General features: G+C 65.2%; 15 protein-coding genes. 8 read left to right on the plus strand and 7 right to left on the minus strand.

Annotated features, from left to right (window positions below):
* The coding region (locus RJQ10_RS18590) for an SLC13 family permease (protein WP_350148926.1) at nt 1–404 on the plus strand (404 nt) is incomplete at its 5' end.
* Between the two features lie 11 nt (nt 405–415).
* On the opposite strand, the gene RJQ10_RS18595 is transcribed toward RJQ10_RS18590, so the two are convergent.
* Nucleotides 416–1,957: an aldehyde dehydrogenase family protein gene (locus tag RJQ10_RS18595; RefSeq protein WP_350148927.1), complete on the minus strand. Its 1,542-nt coding sequence runs from the start codon at nt 1,955–1,957 to the stop codon at nt 416–418.
* Between the two features lie 144 nt (nt 1,958–2,101).
* On the opposite strand from RJQ10_RS18595, the gene RJQ10_RS18600 reads away from it, so the two are divergent.
* From RJQ10_RS18600 to frdD, 6 genes are all read left to right on the plus strand, one after another.
* Nucleotides 2,102–3,217, plus strand: coding sequence for an acetate/propionate family kinase (locus RJQ10_RS18600; RefSeq protein WP_350148929.1), 1,116 nt, complete (start codon nt 2,102–2,104; stop codon nt 3,215–3,217).
* Nucleotides 3,218–3,283: 66 nt separating this feature from the next.
* The gene (locus tag RJQ10_RS18605) at nt 3,284–5,680 is read left to right on the plus strand and encodes a phosphoketolase family protein (protein ID WP_350148931.1); all 2,397 of its coding nucleotides are present in this window, start codon (nt 3,284–3,286) and stop codon (nt 5,678–5,680) included.
* Entirely contained in the window at nt 5,677–7,461 is a 1,785-nt protein-coding gene (gene frdA, locus RJQ10_RS18610; RefSeq protein WP_350148933.1) for a fumarate reductase (quinol) flavoprotein subunit, read from the plus strand. Before RJQ10_RS18605 ends, frdA begins: the two co-directional genes overlap by 4 nt.
* Nucleotides 7,458–8,213 carry a succinate dehydrogenase/fumarate reductase iron-sulfur subunit gene (locus RJQ10_RS18615; protein ID WP_350148935.1) on the plus strand — a complete coding sequence of 252 codons (756 nt, stop codon included), beginning with the start codon at nt 7,458–7,460 and terminating at the stop codon, nt 8,211–8,213. The genes frdA and RJQ10_RS18615 overlap by 4 nt, the downstream gene beginning before the upstream one ends.
* The gene (locus RJQ10_RS18620) at nt 8,206–8,613 is read left to right on the plus strand and encodes a hypothetical protein (protein ID WP_350148936.1); all 408 of its coding nucleotides are present in this window, start codon (nt 8,206–8,208) and stop codon (nt 8,611–8,613) included. Before RJQ10_RS18615 ends, RJQ10_RS18620 begins: the two co-directional genes overlap by 8 nt.
* Before the next feature lie 2 nt (nt 8,614–8,615).
* Complete coding sequence (gene frdD / locus RJQ10_RS18625) at nt 8,616–8,963, plus strand: fumarate reductase subunit FrdD (RefSeq protein WP_350148937.1); 348 nt, start codon at nt 8,616–8,618, stop codon at nt 8,961–8,963.
* A gap of 4 nt (nt 8,964–8,967) precedes the next feature.
* Here frdD and RJQ10_RS18630 read toward each other — a convergent pair whose 3' ends face one another.
* The 6 genes from RJQ10_RS18630 to RJQ10_RS18655 all read right to left on the minus strand — a co-directional run bounded on the left by RJQ10_RS18630 (nt 8,968) and on the right by RJQ10_RS18655 (nt 13,811).
* Entirely contained in the window at nt 8,968–10,011 is a 1,044-nt protein-coding gene (locus RJQ10_RS18630) for an MBL fold metallo-hydrolase (RefSeq protein WP_350148939.1), read from the minus strand.
* Nucleotides 10,012–10,108: 97 nt separating this feature from the next.
* The gene (gene hisF, locus RJQ10_RS18635; protein ID WP_350148941.1) at nt 10,109–10,882 is read right to left on the minus strand and encodes an imidazole glycerol phosphate synthase subunit HisF; all 774 of its coding nucleotides are present in this window, start codon (nt 10,880–10,882) and stop codon (nt 10,109–10,111) included.
* 3 nt (nt 10,883–10,885) lie between these two features.
* Complete coding sequence (hisA, locus tag RJQ10_RS18640) at nt 10,886–11,620, minus strand: 1-(5-phosphoribosyl)-5-[(5-phosphoribosylamino)methylideneamino]imidazole-4-carboxamide isomerase (RefSeq protein ID WP_350148943.1); 735 nt, start codon at nt 11,618–11,620, stop codon at nt 10,886–10,888.
* Nucleotides 11,614–12,264 carry an imidazole glycerol phosphate synthase subunit HisH gene (gene hisH / locus RJQ10_RS18645; RefSeq protein ID WP_350148945.1) on the minus strand — a complete coding sequence of 217 codons (651 nt, stop codon included), beginning with the start codon at nt 12,262–12,264 and terminating at the stop codon, nt 11,614–11,616. Before hisH ends, hisA begins: the two co-directional genes overlap by 7 nt.
* Nucleotides 12,265–12,268: 4 nt before the next feature.
* The gene (gene hisB / locus RJQ10_RS18650) at nt 12,269–12,862 is read right to left on the minus strand and encodes an imidazoleglycerol-phosphate dehydratase HisB (RefSeq protein WP_350148947.1); all 594 of its coding nucleotides are present in this window, start codon (nt 12,860–12,862) and stop codon (nt 12,269–12,271) included.
* A 115-nt stretch (nt 12,863–12,977) separates the two neighbouring features.
* Entirely contained in the window at nt 12,978–13,811 is an 834-nt protein-coding gene (locus RJQ10_RS18655) for a sterol desaturase family protein (protein ID WP_350148949.1), read from the minus strand.
* Between the two features lie 252 nt (nt 13,812–14,063).
* Between RJQ10_RS18655 and arsS the strand changes: the two genes are divergently transcribed.
* The coding region (gene arsS / locus RJQ10_RS18660) for an arsenosugar biosynthesis radical SAM (seleno)protein ArsS (protein WP_350148951.1) at nt 14,064–14,740 on the plus strand (677 nt) is incomplete at its 3' end.

Raw genomic sequence — 14,740 nt, forward strand, 5'->3', positions numbered from 1 at the left:
CCGCACTGGACCAGTCCGGTGCGGCGCTGTTTCTGGCACAGACCCTGATCGGCCTGGCGGGCGACCGCCCCTGGCTGCTGCTGGTGCTGACCTATGCCACCGTGTCACTGCTCACGGAGGTCATCACCAACAATGCCGCGGCCATCCTGATGCTGCCCATCGTGCTGGGCATGACCGCCAGCGTCGGACTGGACGCCACCCCCTTCGTGCTGGCTATCATGATGGCAGCCTCGGCGAGCTTTGCCACCCCGCTGGGCTACCAGACCAACCTGATGGTGTATGGCCCGGGGGGCTATCGCTTCACCGACTTCCTGCGGGTGGGCGTGCCGATGAACCTGTTTATCGGCGCGGTAACCCTGGGCGTGCTGCTGCTGGGCTGGCCGCTGCAGCCCGCCGCACAGTAAATCGGGGGGCGCTAGGCCAACCAGCGCCCCAGCGGGGTCTTCCGCCACATGAAGTCCATCAGTTTGCGCATGCCCTCGGCGTTCTTGACCGTGTTGGGGTAGCCGTTCTGCAGCTTGCCACCGAAGCGGTCGATGACGATGGGCATCTCGTGGCAGTAGCCGCGCAGTCCTTTTTTGCCGTTGACCTGGCCAATGCCTGAGTTCTTGCGCCCGCCGAACGGCGCAGCGGGGATCCCGTAGCTGAGCGCCATGTCGTTGACGCTGCAGGAGCCGGTGTCGATCGCTGCCGCCAGTTGGTAACCCTTGGCCTTGTCCTTGGTCCAGACGTTGCCGTTGAGACCAAATTCGGAATCGTTCGCCAGGCGCAGGGCTTCCTCTTCATCCGCCACCCGCTGAATGCACAGAATGGGGCCAAAGGTTTCGTGCAGCATGATGTCCATGCTGTTGTCGACTTCGGTCATGACTGTAGGCTCATAATACAGGCCCGCCAGGTTCGGGTTGCGGCGCCCGCCCATGTGGATGGTGGCGCCCCTGGCACGGGCGTCCTCGACGTGGGCCTCGATAATCGCCAGCTGCCGGTCCCAGAACACCGCGCCCACGTCCTCGGCAAAACCGTGTTCCGACCCCTGTTTCAGGTGCTTGCCCTTCTCCAGTACCAGGCGCAGGAATTCATCGTAGACCTCGCTCACCACGTAGATGCGCTCAGTGCCGCAGCAGTAGTGGCCAGTGTTCATGCAGGACCCCAGCCAGGCGCCGTCGGCGGCACGGTCCAGGTCGGCATCCGCGCAGACGATCATCGCATCGTTGCCGCCCAGTTCCAGGGTGCAGGGAATGAGCTGGCTGGCGCAGGCTTCCGCCACCTTGCGGCCGGTGGCGACGCTGCCGGTAAAGGAGACCTTGTCGACGCCGCCGCGCACAATGGCGGCGCCGGTGTCACCATCGCCCAGCAACACCTGCAGCACTCCCGGTGGCAGGCCGGCGTCCTCGAGAATGGTCTGGGCCAACCTCGCCGAGTAAGGCGTGACCTCGGAACCCTTGGCCACCACCGCGTTGCCCGCCAGCAGGGCCTGCACCGCCTGGTTCATCACCAGAACAAAGGGGCCGTTCCAGGGGGTGATAAGACCGATGACCCCCAGCGGCTTGTAAACAATGCGCAGCTGCTTGGCGATCCCGATTACCCCGTGCACCCGGCGCTTGCGCGGCTTGAGGAAGGCTTCCGCGTGCTTGGCGTAGTAGCACAGCGAATCCGCCACCGAAAAAATCTCCATGCTCATGGCATCGGTGCGGGCCTTGCCGGTTTCCGCGACCACGGTGTCAATAATCTCGTCCTGACGCTCCAGCACCAGCTGCAGGGCGCGCTCGGCGACCTTGACCCGTTCCCGGATCGGGGTGGCCGCCCAGGCCGGCTGGGCCGCGCGCGCAGCGGCAATGGCCGCGGCCACGTCCTCGGTATTGGCGCACACCAGTTCACCGCAGGGCTCCAGGGTAACCGGGCTGCGCAGCTGCAGGTGGCGGCGGGCATCGGCGGATTCGACAGGTTCGTACAGGGCCATGGCGGGACTCTCCGGAGACGGCGTGGGCACCCAAACTAATAACCATTAGCCCCGGTGTCAATAGCGGCGCCGCTGTTGGCTGCGCCGGATTCCGTTACACTCATCCGGATGGACTGCCACTCCCACAGCTGAGGGCCCTGTTTCGTGCTCATCCTGGTATTCAATAGCGGCAGCTCGACCCTCAAGTACAGCGTCGTGGACACGGACAGCCACCGCAGCCTGCGGCAGCGTGTGCTTGAGTGGTCAGTTGCCGGCAGCGCGAATCCGCCTCCGCTTCCTGAGCCTGATATCGCTGGTATCGGGATGCCAGTCGACGCTGTCGCCCACCGGGTGGTGCACGGTGGCCCGGGATTCGACGGGCCCGCCGAACTGACTACTGCCACCATCCGCGCAATCGAATCAGCCGCCACCCTCGCGCCCCTGCACAACGACTCCGCGCTGGCCGTGATCCGCCATGCCGCCGAGCGCTACCCCGGCCTGCCGCAGGTGGCAGTCTTTGACACCGCCTTCCACCAGGAGCTGCCCGAACATGCCAGTCACTACGCGGTGCCCGAACACTGGTACCGACAGCACGGGCTGCGCCGCTACGGCTTCCACGGCATCTCGCATGCCAGTGTGGCACGGCAGGCGGCCACCTTCCTGCAGCGTCCCGCGCAAGAACTGCGCCTGATCACCCTGCATCTGGGCAACGGCGCCAGCGCCTGCGCCATCGCCGGTGGACGCAGCATCGACACCTCCATGGGCATGACACCCCTGGAAGGCCTGGTGATGGGCAGCCGCGGCGGTGACCTGGATATTGGCGCTGTCCTCTATGTGGCCCGTCGGGAAGGCCTGAGCCTGGACCAGCTGGAACAGGTTCTTGCCCGCGACAGTGGCCTCACCGGCCTCTGCGGCGACAGCGACCTGCGCGCTGTGCTTGAGCGCTGCAACCGGGGCGACTCCCGGGCCCAGCTGGCAATGTCCATCTACTGCTACCGCATACGCAAATATATCGGCGCCTACTTCGCCGCCCTCGGCGGTCTCGACGCCCTGGTCTTCACCGGAGGCGTCGGTGAAAACGCCGCCGCAGTGCGCGCGGCTGCCTGCGAGGGCTTGGGCGCACTGGGCATCACTATAGACTGTCAGCAAAATGGACTACCATCAGGAGACCAGCCCAGAGCCATCCAGGCACAGGAATCCGCCGTCGCCGTCCTCGTCATCCCCTCCCGCGAGGACCTCGAGATAGCGCGCCAGACCAATGAATTCCTCAGCCAACAGTGACCGCAGCGTCTGCCACAGGGAGGCGCTTGCAACGCGACAGTGCGCAGGCCGCAAGGATCAGGACCAGTGACGACTAAAACCCGAAGCAGCGACAAGCCCCTGACCGCAGACGAACTGCATGCCATCGACGCCTACTGGCGAGCCTGCAACTACCTCGCCGCCGGCATGATCTATCTGCGCGCCAATCCTCTCCTGCGCCAGCCTCTGGAGAGCGGGCACATCAAGCAACGCCTGCTGGGTCACTGGGGCGCCAGCCCCGGTCTGGCCTTCATGTACGCGCACGCAAACCGCCTGATCCGCCGGCATGATCTCAATGCCATCTTCGTTGCCGGCCCGGGCCACGGCGCTCCCGGCGTACTGGCGCCGGTGTACCTGGAGGGCAGCTACTCTGCGGTATATCCAGACATGAGTGAAGACGAAGCCGGTATGGGCCTGCTGTTCCGTAACTTCTCCTTTCCCGGCGGTTTTGGCAGCCACTGCACCCCGGAGCTGCCCGGCTCGATTCACGAGGGGGGAGAACTCGGCTACAGCCTGTCCCACGCATTCGGCGCCGCTTTCGACAACCCGGACCTGGTTGTGTTTACCGCGGTCGGTGACGGCGAGGCTGAAACCGGGCCGCTGGCCACCGCGTGGCATTCCAACAAGTTCCTCAACCCGATCCGGGATGGTGCCGTACTCCCCATCCTTCATCTCAACGGTTACAAGATCAACAACCCGACCCTGCTGGCCCGGATCCCGCGACAGGAGCTCGAACAGCTGTTCCTGGGTTACGGCTGGACGCCCATTTTCGTGGAGGGCGAGGAACCGGCGCCAATGCACCAGCAGATGGCTGCGGCCATGGATCGCAGCATCGCCATGATCCAGGATTTCCAGCAGGCGGCGCGCGCCAGCGGCATCCCCGGCCGCCCGCCCTGGCCGATGATCGTGCTGCGCTCCCCCAAGGGCTGGACCGGTCCCCGGGAAGTCGATGGACACAAGGTGGAGGGCAGTTGGCGCGCGCACCAGGTGCCGCTGACCGATGTTCACGACAAGCCCGACAGGCTGCTCCAGCTGGAGGAGTGGCTGCGCAGCTATCGCCCGGAAGAACTCTTCGATGAGCTGGGAACCCTGCGCCCGGAGCTGCGGGCGCTGGCGCCGACGGGCCCGCGGCGCATGGGCTCCAATCCCCACGCCAATGGCGGCCTGCTGCGGCGCGACCTGCGCCTGCCGGACTTCCGCGATTACGCCGCAGCGGTGAGCAAACCCGGCGCCGGGAGGACGCCCAACACGCGGCCGCTGGGCACCTTGCTGCGCGACACCATGGCCCGCAACCCCGGCAATTTCCGCGTATTTGGTCCCGACGAGACCACTTCCAACAAGCTTGACGCGATCTACGAGGCAAGCCCCAAGCTGTGGCTGGCGCAACGGCTGCCCGAGGATGACGACGGGGGCCAGCTGGCGCCGGATGGCCGGGTGCTGGAGATGCTGTCCGAGCACACACTGGAGGGGTGGTTCGAAGGCTATGTACTAACCGGACGTCACGGCTTCTTTGCCACCTATGAGGCCTTCGCCCACGTCATCGACTCCATGTACAACCAGCACGCCAAATGGCTGGCCATTTGCGAGGACCTGCCCTGGCGGGCGCCGATCGCCTCCATCAACCTGCTGATCACCTCGACCGTCTGGCGCCAGGACCACAACGGTTTCACCCACCAGGACCCGGGCTTTATCGACATCGTCGTCAACAAGAGCCCCCAGGTCACCCGGGTCTACCTGCCCCCGGACGCCAACTGCCTGCTGTCCACTGCGGACCACTGCCTGCGCAGCCACAACGACATCAATGTGATCGTCTGCGACAAGCAAAACCACCTGCAGTACCTGGACATGGAGTCGGCTATCCGCCACTGTACCAAGGGCATCGGCATCTGGGGCTGGGCCAGCAGCGACCAGGACGGCGAGCCCGACCTGGTAATGGCGAGCTGCGGTGACATTGCCACACAGGAGGCCCTGGCCGCCACCGCCCTGCTGCTGGAGCATTTCCCCGAGCTGAAAATCCGCTTCATCAATGTTGTGGACCTGTTCCGCATGACTCCTGAAGAGGAGCATCCCCACGGCCTCAGCCATCGCGACTTCGACAGCCTGTTCACCGTGGACAAGCCAATCATCTTCAACTTCCACGGCTATCCCTGGCTGATTCACCGACTGGCATACCGGCGCAGCAATCACCGCAACCTGCACGTGCGCGGCTACAAGGAAAAGGGCAGCATCAATACCCCGCTGGAACTCGCTATCGAAAACAACGTTGACCGCTTCAGCCTGGCCATAGACGCTATCGACCGGGTGCCGCGCTTGCAGGTCGTCGGCGCCCATGCCAAGGAACAGCTGCGCAACCGGCAGATCGACTGCCGCCACTACGCCCACGAACACGGCGTTGACATGCCCGAGATCAGCAACTGGAGCTGGCCCGGGAGGCCGTCCCGGTGAGCAGCCCCGAGATAACCACATTGCAGGCAGACATCGTGATCGTGGGCGGCGGGGGTGCCGGGCTGCGGGCCGCCATCGCCGCGGCGGAGGCCAATCCGCGGCTGGATATCCTGCTGCTGTCCAAGGTGTACCCCATGCGCAGCCACACGGTGGCCGCGGAGGGCGGCTGCGCCGGGGTGATCCAGCCCCACGACAGCTTTGATGCCCACTTTGACGACACCGTCTCCGGCGGCGACTGGCTCTGCGACCAGGACGTGGTGGACTATTTCGTGCGCCACGCCACTGAGGAAAACCTGCGCCTGGAGCACTGGGGCTGCCCCTGGAGCCGCAATGCCGACGGCAGCATCAACGTGCGCGCCTTTGGCGGGATGAAGATCGAGCGCACCTGGTTCGCCGCCGACAAGTCGGGCTTTCACATCCTGCACACCCTGTTCCAGACTTCGCTCAAGTACCCGTCCATTCGCCGCTGCGACGAGTACTTCTGCACCGACCTGCTGGTGGAGGACGGCGCCTGTGCCGGTATCCAGGCCATCGACATGCGCAATGGCAGCCACACCGTAATCTCCGCTTCCGCCGTGATCCTGGCCACCGGGGGCGCCGCCCGGGTCTACCGCTATAACACCAACGGCGGCATCGTCACCGGCGATGGCATGGCGCTGGCCTACCGCCAGGGAGTGCCGCTGCGGGACATGGAATTCGTCCAGTACCACCCCACCGGCCTGCCCGGTTCCGGGATCCTGATTACCGAAGCCGCCCGCGGTGAGGGCGGGGTGCTCACCAACCGTGACGGCTACCGCTATCTGCAGGACTACGGCCTGGGCCCGGAAACCCCGCTGGGCGAGCCCAAGAACAAGCATATGGAACTGGGGCCCCGAGACCGTCTCAGCCAGGCCTTCTGGCACGAAGCCAAGGCGGGGCGGGCGCTGGCCACCAGCCGCGGCGAAGCGGTGAACCTGGACCTGCGCCACCTGGGCGAGGCGCGCATCAATGAACGGCTGCCCTTCATCCGCGATCTGGCCCGCACCTATGTCAACGTCGATGCGGTGTACGAACCGATTCCGGTGCGGCCCACCGCCCACTACACCATGGGCGGAATCCAGACCGACCGCCACACCGCCACCGCCCTGCCGGGACTGTTCGCCGCCGGCGAGTGCGCCAGCGTGGGGCTGCACGGCGCCAACCGGCTGGGCTCCAACTCTCTCGCTGAGCTGGGCGTATTCGGCCGGGTGGCGGGGGAACAGGCGGCAGCGCGCGCAGGTGAGGGGGCAGTGCTGGATCCGCAGCGCCTGCTGGCCCGGGCAGAGGACAACGCCGCTCGCCTGGATGCCCTGCGCGAGTCCAGCGGCAGCGAGAGCCTGGCCTCCATTCGCGATGCCATGGCCCGCGCCATGGAAGAGGGGGCCGGCATTTTCCGCCTGCCGGGACAGATGCAGCAGACCTGCACCGCGATCGCCGAACTGAAGGAGCGCTACTGCAAGCTGGGACTGGTGGATCGCAGCCGCGCTTTCAATACCGAGTGGCTGAACGCCATCGAGCTGGGCTACCTGCTGGACGTGGCGGAGGCCATGGCGCATGCCGCACTCGCCCGCAAGGAATCCCGCGGCAGCCACCAGCGGCCAGAGGATTTCCCACAACGCGATGATGGGCAGTTCCTCAAGCACAGTTTGGTCTACCGCGCCGCAGATGTCCCCCGGCTGGAATGGCAGGACGTGGTAATCACCCGTTCCCAGCCGGCGGAACGCCACTACGGCGGCGCTGGCCAGCAGGAGGCAAAATCGTGACCGACAAGGTGACTGTGCGGGTGCAGCGCTACCGGCCCGAAGAGGACGCCGCGCCCTGGGAACAGAGTTTCGAGGTGCCCTACAGCGAAGATCTTTCCATCCTGGACGCACTGAACCAGATCAAGGACCAGCAGGACCCGACTCTCAGCCATCGCTGGTCCTGTCGCATGGCGATCTGCGGCAGCTGCGGAGTGATGGTGAACAACGAGCCGAAGCTGTCCTGCAAGACCTTCCTCCGGGACTACCGGGAGCAGGGCGCAGTGACGGTGCGGGCGCTGGACAACTTTCCCATCGAACGCGATCTGGTATCCGATATCAGCGGCTTTATCGACCACCTGGAAACGGTGCAACCCTGGCTGATCCGCGAGCAGGAGACCGCTGTTAGCGAGGGCGCCTACCCGCAGACCCCGGAGCAGATGCAACGCTACGCCGCTTTCGGCCAGTGCATCAACTGCGGCCTGTGCTACGCAGCCTGCCCCCAGTTCGGCCGCGACCCGGCCTTTCTGGGCCCGGGTGCGCTGGCGCTGGCCCAGCGCTACAACCTGGATTCCCGGGACCAGGGCGCGGCGCAGCGGATGCAGTGGCTGAATGCCGAGGAGGGAGTGTGGAGCTGCACCTTTGTCGGTTCCTGCTCGGAAGTGTGCCCCAAGGATGTCGACCCTGCCGCCGCCATCAACCGGGGCAAGGTAGCCTCGGACATCAATTACGCGGTGAACCTGTTCAACATCCTGCGAGGCAAGGACGATGCGTAAACCCTACGTTCAGCGCCAGCGCGCCGACTGGTGGCTGCGCAACCCCGCCTACCGCCGCTACATGCTGCGCGAGGCCACGGCACTGCCGCTGTTCCTGTACTCCCTGTTGCTGATGAGCGGCCTGTATCAGTTCACCCGTGGCGAAGCGGCATTCCTGGCCTGGCTGGAGCTGCTGCGCAGTCCCTGGCTGCTGGCCCTGCACGGAATGGCGCTGGCGGCGGCGCTGTACCATGCGGTCACCTGGATTGCCCTGGTGCCGAAGATCCTGGTTATCGACAGCGACCGGCTGCGGGTGAGTCCGGCAACGGTGAAGCGGGCGCACCAGCTGGGTGCCGTGACCTGCAACGCCGGCCTGCTGTTACTGGCGCTACTGCTGCTGCGCGCAGCGGGGGGAAACTGACCATGCGCCGCTCCCATGAACCCATTGCCTGGTCCCTGTTCGGTGCCGGCGGCATGCTGCTGGCGTTTATCGGACCGGGGCTGGTGCTGACCACCGCTCTGCTGCCCTGGCTGGCGGCGGGCGACCCGCACGCGACCCATGCCGCCATCGGCGCGCTGCTCGCGCACCCCCTGGGCAAGGTACTGGTACTGGCCTCCATCGCACTGCCCCTGTTCCACACCCTGCACCGCATCTATCATGGCCTGCACGACCTGCATCTGCGCGCCCCCCGGCTGCCCATGCAGCTGCTCTGCTACGGCGGCGCGACCCTGCTGAGTGCAATTACCGCCTGGTGGCTACTGCTGGTTTAAAGGCTCAGGGCTGGGTCAGTTGCCGCAGGCCCTGGCTGAGGCTGGCGACCCGCTCAAACCCTTGCTCCTTGAGGATATTCACCGCCAGGGCCGAGCGGCGACCCGAGCGGCACAGGGCCACCACCGGCTTGTCCCGGGGAATCTCAGCTACCCGGGCCTGGAGTTCATCCAGGGGGATGTGAACATCCACCAGCCTTCCGCCGAGGGAACAGTCCCGCACTTCCTCGCCGAGGCGCACATCCAGCACTGTTACCTCGTCCAAATGCCGCTCCAGCCACTCCGCGCCAATCTCCGGCACCCCGGCGTAAGTCAGGTGAATATCCGCCCAGTCCGGCCGCGGCGGCAACCGGCCGTCCTCGGGACAGCCGCTGCGCAGGTTGGCCGGCACCGCCTCGTCGATTTTCTTGGGATGGGGCAGCGTCATGGCGTTCATGTATTCAACGAAGTCGGTCTCATTGGCGCCGCCGCCGACCCGGGCATTGAACGCTTTTTCCTCGCCGATGGAGCTGACGGTCCTGCCGTTGTAATCGTGGGCGGGGTAGACCAGGCAGTCATCCGGGAGGCTGAACAGCCGCGTGGTGATTGATGCGTACAGGCTGCGGGCGCTGCCCTGCTGGAAATCGCTGCGACCACAGCCGCGAATCAGCAGGGTGTCTCCGGTGAAAACCATGGACTGGTCGCCGAGCACATAGCTCATGCAGCCATCAGTGTGGCCCGGCGTCGCCACCGCCGTAAGGCTTACCCCCGCGACTCCAAACACCTGGCCGTCCTCCAGCGGCAGGTCCACATGGTCCGCGCCGATGACCCGGGCCGAGGCAATCCGGCAGCCGGTCTCCTGCTGCAGCAACCAGGCGGCGGTGATGTGATCGGCATGGGCGTGGGTATCGACCACCAGGGTGAGGGTCAGGCCCAGCTCCTCCAGCAGGGCCAGGTCGCGGCTGGCCTGGCCGAACACGGGGTCGATGAGCAGTGCCTCGCGCTGCTGCTGATCCGCCAGGAGATAGGTGTAGGTGGATGAACTGCTGTCGAATAGCTGGCGAAAAATCATGCCCGGTGACCCCTCTCGTGTGACTCGCCAAGACTAACGCCTTGGCGCCAACTCAACAACGTGCGTCCCGGCCCGGCCCGGCCCGGCAGCAAGGTTGCTAGAGGCGCACCTCGATGCCGTGCTCGGCCATGTAGGACTTGGCCTGGGGCACCGTGAACTCGCCGAAGTGGAAGATACTCGCCGCCAGTACCGCGTCGGCCCCGCCGAGCAGGATGCCATCCACCAGGTGCTGCAGGTTGCCAACACCGCCGGAGGCTATTACCGGTATATCCACCGCGTCGGTGATGGCGCGGGTGACCCCCAGCTCGAAACCGTTTTTGGTACCATCGCGATCCATGCTGGTGAGCAGGATTTCCCCGGCCCCCAGCCCGGCCATTTTCGCCGCCCAGGCCACGGCATCGATACCGGTGGGCTTGCGCCCGCCATGAGTGAAGATCTCCCAGCGCGGCTGGCCGTCGACATCGGCCACGCGCTTGGCGTCGATGGCAACCACGATGCACTGGGCGCCGAAGCGTTCGGAGGCCTGGCGTACCAGCTCCGGGTTATGGATGGCGGCGGTGTTGATGCTGACCTTGTCGGCACCGGCATTGAGCATGGTGCGGATGTCCTGCAGGGAACGGATGCCGCCGCCCACGGTGAGCGGAATAAAGACCTGCTCGGCAATCTGCTCAACGGTGTGGACCGTGGTGTCGCGACCCTCGTGGCTGGCGGTGATATCGAGGAAAGTGATCTCGTCAGCGCCCTGCTCATTGTAACGGCGGGCGATCTCCACCGGGTCGCCGGCGTCGCGGATACCGACAAAATTGACGCCCTTTACCACCCGGCCGTTGTCCACGTCCAGGCAGGGAATAATGCGTTTGGCGAGGCCCACTGCTCAGTTGCCCTCGTCACAGAGGCGCTGGGCCTCGGCTACATCCAGGGTGCCCTCGTAAATGGCGCGGCCGGTGATGGCCCCGCAGATACCCTCGCGGGCCACGGCCTTGAGAGCGCGTATGTCATCGAGGTTGGTGATCCCGCCGGAGGCGATGACCGGGATGCTGGAAGCGCGGGCCATGGCTACGGTCGCCTCCACGTTAACCCCCTGCATCATGCCGTCGCGGGCGATGTCGGTGTAGACAATAGCTGACACGCCGTCGGTCTCGAAGCGCCTGGCCAGGTCCGTTGCGAGCACGCTGGACACTTCCGCCCAGCCATCGGTGGCCACCAGACCATCCTTCGCATCCAGACCCACGATCACCTTGCCGGGAAAGGCCCTGCATGCCTCACCGACAAACGCGGGCTGCTTGACTGCCTTGGTACCCAGAATAACGTAGCTGACCCCCGCGCGCACGTAATGCTCGATTGTTTCCAGGCTGCGGATACCGCCGCCTATCTGCACCGGCAGGCCGGGCCAGGCGGCAGCGATCGCGGTGACCACCTCGCCGTTTACCGGCTCGCCGGCGAAGGCGCCGTTCAGGTCGACCAGGTGCAGGCGCCGGCAGCCGGCGTCCACCCAGCGTTTGGCCATGGCGACCGGATCGACGGAGAACACGGTGCTGTCGTCCATGAGGCCCTGGCGCAGGCGTACACAGTGGCCGTCCTTGAGATCAATGGCGGGAATAATCAGCATGCGGGGTTCCAGGCGAGAAAATTGCGCAACAGTTGCAGCCCGGCAGTATGGCTCTTCTCCGGGTGGAACTGGGTGGCGAACAGGTTGTCGCGAGCCAGGGCAGCATCGGCGACAACCCCGTAATCGACAGTGCCGGCAACCAGGGAGCGGTCCTCGGCAGTGACATAGTAGCTGTGCACGAAGTAGAAGCGGGTACCATCGGCGATACCCTCCCAGAGTGGGTGGTCACCCACCTTGTGGACCGTATTCCAGCCCATGTGCGGCACCTTGAGGCGGGCGCCATCGGCGGCCAGCAGAGGCTGGCCGAAGTGGCGCACCTGGCCCGGAATAATACCGAGGCAGGGCACACCGCCGTTTTCCTCGGAGCTGTCCAGCAGGGCCTGCATGCCGACACAGATGGCCAGCACCGGCTTGCGCTCCTCGGTCAGCGCCAGCTGCAGCAACTCGTCGCAGTGCAGGCGACGAATTTCCGCCATGCAGTCGCGGATAGCGCCCACGCCGGGAAATACCACCCGGTCGGCGGCGCGGATCTGGGCCGCCTCGTGGGTGACCACCACCCGGTCGGCGCCGGCATGAGCCAGCGCGCTGGCCACCGAGTGCAGGTTGCCCATGCCGTAGTCGATAACTGCAACGGTACCGCTCACGGGACTACAGCACACCCTTGGTGGAGGGCGTGATACCCGCCATTGCCGGATCCGCGGCCAGTGCCATACGCAGGGCGCGGCCGAAGGCCTTGAACACGGTTTCGATCTGGTGGTGGCTGTTGTCGCCCCGCAAATTGTCGATGTGCAGGGTGACCTGGGCGTGGTTGACGAAGCCCTGGAAAAACTCCTGGAACAGATCCACGTCAAAACCGCCCACCTGGGCGCGGGTAAAGGGGATATGGTAGACGAGCCCGGGGCGGCCGGAGAAGTCCACCACCACCCGGGACAGGGCCTCGTCCAGGGGCACATAGCTGTGGCCGTAACGGACGATGCCCTTCTTGTCGCCCACGGCCTTGGTGAAGGCCTGGCCCAGGGTGATGCCGATGTCTTCCACCGTGTGGTGGTCGTCGATATGCAGGTCGCCCTTGGCGACAATGTCCAGGTCCATCATGCCGTGGCGGGCGATCTGGTCCAGCATGTGTTCCAGGAAGGGAATACCGGTGTCGAATTTCGCCTCGCCGCTGCCATCCAGGTCCACCGTGGCGGTGATCCGGGTCTCCAGGGTATTGCGAGTGACGCTTGCCTTGCGCTCGGACATGCTGTGCTCCAGAACCTGCACTGGCCAAAAGGAACCGGGGTGAGGCCCGGAAAAGCGCGCCATTATAGAAGAAAGCGGCGGGGAATTCACCGCCGGGAAGGCGCGCGCCGCGGACTTACCGCCGCTGTTCCTGTGCCCCGCCGGCCGGCACCGACAGCGGCTGGGTCAGCAGATGGTCGAAACGCGAATCCTGCGGCTCGCGCAGGTATTCAAGGCCCAGCTCCCTGGACTCGTGCTCGTTGAAGGCCCAGTGCCGCGCAGAGCCGAAAACGTAGTCGAACCAGGGCACCAGCGAACCGTAGTTGCTGTTGGTATAGGCCGGATCGGAACTGTGGTGCACCCGGTGGAAATCCGGGGTCAGGACCACCAGCCGCAGATAGCGTTCCAGGCCTTCCGGAATACGCACGTTGCTGTGACTGAACACGGTTGCCGCCACCGCAAAAAGGCGGTAAATGACCGCAGCCTCCAGGGACACCCCCAACATGAACACGAGGGGTGCGGTGACAGGCAGGATCAGCAGGGGCTCCAGCGGATGATGCCGATAACCGGTGGAAACGTCGACCTCGGTGTCGGAATGGTGCACCGCATGCAGTGCCCAGAGCCAGGACACCCGGTGAAAAGCAACGTGCACCCAATAGCCCAGCAGCTGTGTCGACGCCAGCAGAATCAGGAATTCCGCAGCGGCGCCGAGCCCCAGCGGCGCCAGCAGGCCCAGTTCGCGCTGGTCGGTCCAGTCCGCCACCCACAGCACCAGCAGCGTATTCGCCACCGCGGTGAGGTACCAGCTCACCAGGCCCAGGGAAAAGTTGTTGCCCCAGCGCCAGGCAAGGCCTTTGGCCACCTTGCGGCGCGGGGCAAACATCTCCCAGAGCATGCAAATGCCGAACACCGCGAAGGTCAGGGTGTACACCTGTGAGGACAGGGACGTTGTGACGATCTCGGACTCCATGGACACTCCAACACGGACAGGCTGCAATGATAACCCATACTGCCGCCCCTGAAGGTTGCCAACCACCCCACTTTGGCGCAAACCCCCGGATCGGGCCCTGATAGTGGTTCAATTGCGCCTGCGACACAGTCAGCCACATTGACGGGTGCTAAACTTCTTTCTGCCCCGGGACGTAACAAACCGGACAAAAGCGCATCCATACACTGCAATCGCGACCGTTTCCCCAACCTTATTCCGGAGAACACCGACCCCATGCACGCCACTCTACCCCTGCTGGAAGCGACCGACTTTCCCCCGATCAACCGGGGTGAGCTGCACACCCTGCAGGTGAACCTGGGTTATCTGTGCAACCAGAGCTGCGTGCACTGCCATGTCAACGCGGGCCCCACCCGCACTGAAATGATGGACGACGAGCACATCGCGCTGATCCCGCGGATACTCGAGGCCCGCAATATCCAGCTGCTGGACCTCACCGGCGGCGCGCCGGAAATGCACCCGCGCTTCCGCGAACTGGTGATGGCGGCCAGCGCTCTGGGCGTAAAGGTCATGGACCGCTGCAACCTGACCATTCTGCAGGAGCCGGGCTATGAGTCCATGGCTGAATTCCTGGCGCAGCAGAGGGTGGAGATCATCGCCTCCATGCCCTGCTATTCCCCCGCCAACGTCGACCAGCAGCGCGGCAACGGCGTGTTCGACAAAAGTATCGCCGCCCTGCAGGCGCTGAACGGCCTGGGCTACGGCAGGACCGACAGCGGCCTGACCCTGAACCTGGTCTACAACCCGCTGGGACCCAGTTTGCCACCGGAGCAAGGGGCGCTGGAGGCCGATTACAAGCGGGAGCTATACAGCCATTTCGGGATTGAATTCAACGCCCTGTTCACCCTCGCCAACATGCCGATCAAGCGCTTCGGCAGTACCCTGATTTCCAA

The organism is Haliea sp. (genome assembly GCF_040222615.1).
GTDB lineage: Bacteria > Pseudomonadota > Gammaproteobacteria > Pseudomonadales > Halieaceae > Haliea.

What these genes read in the sequence shown, in the direction of transcription:
- RJQ10_RS18595 (WP_350148927.1), bottom strand. Translation starts at nt 1,957, where the DNA reads ATGGCCCTGTACGAACCTGTCGAATCCGCCGATGCCCGCCGCCACCTG.
- RJQ10_RS18620 (WP_350148936.1), top strand. Translation starts at nt 8,206, where the DNA reads ATGCGTAAACCCTACGTTCAGCGCCAGCGCGCCGACTGGTGGCTGCGC.
- frdD (WP_350148937.1), top strand. Translation starts at nt 8,616, where the DNA reads ATGCGCCGCTCCCATGAACCCATTGCCTGGTCCCTGTTCGGTGCCGGC.
- RJQ10_RS18630 (WP_350148939.1), bottom strand. Translation starts at nt 10,011, where the DNA reads ATGATTTTTCGCCAGCTATTCGACAGCAGTTCATCCACCTACACCTAT.
- hisA (WP_350148943.1), bottom strand. Translation starts at nt 11,620, where the DNA reads ATGCTGATTATTCCCGCCATTGATCTCAAGGACGGCCACTGTGTACGC.
- hisB (WP_350148947.1), bottom strand. Translation starts at nt 12,862, where the DNA reads ATGTCCGAGCGCAAGGCAAGCGTCACTCGCAATACCCTGGAGACCCGG.
- RJQ10_RS18655 (WP_350148949.1), bottom strand. Translation starts at nt 13,811, where the DNA reads ATGGAGTCCGAGATCGTCACAACGTCCCTGTCCTCACAGGTGTACACC.